This is a genomic window from Moorella mulderi DSM 14980 (genome assembly GCF_001594015.1).
Taxonomy (GTDB): Bacteria; Bacillota; DSM-521; order Neomoorellales; family Neomoorellaceae; genus Neomoorella; species Neomoorella mulderi.
On record NZ_LTBC01000064.1, the window covers coordinates 1 to 601 of the forward strand.

1 pseudogene is annotated in these 601 nt (G+C 64.6%); it reads right to left on the minus strand.

What is annotated here, in order from left to right:
• Positions 1–601 (minus strand): annotated as a pseudogene (locus MOMUL_RS15265) (hypothetical protein); the annotation flags it as partial.

A 601-nucleotide genomic window follows, 5' to 3' on the forward strand; every position in this document is an offset into this window, starting at 1 on the left:
ATCAGGTCGCCGGAAGGACCGCCGGGTTCTTCGCCGCCATCATCGCCCCCGCCGGTGTTACCGCCGCCCGGAGGATTTCCCCCGCCGCTTCCACCGCCGCCGCTGTCAGGGGGTTCGGCCCCGCTCATTAAATTGGTGGCCTTGACGTTGTTATCGTAGTAGGGCTCCATGAAGGCCCCTATCCCCGGGGGCACGCTGCCTTTATATACGGGGCTGTAGGGCTGTTTCGCCCATTTTCCCGGATTGGCGCCCAGGACGCTGCCCCCTGTTGCATACGGGGCATTGATGGAGGCCACCAGCCGGAAGCTCCTGTCTACAGGCGCGGCAAAAAAGCCGGTCAAAGTAATCGCTCCCGGGGTGCCCGCAGCGACACTAGCCCTGGGGAGGTCAACCTGGCGGGAATCCACCCTGGTGGGAGCAGGGTCGCCCTCCGGCCAGACGTAGAGCTCGAACAGGGCGTTATGAGCCTCAAAAGGCGAGAGGTTCTCAATAACCGCGGCGTAAGGCGCCATGGCGTCGCTGCCGGGAGCACCGGCGGTAAGCTGGCTCACCGCCAGGTCTACGGTGAAAGCCACCTTCTTCTGCTCGCACCCACCATCGG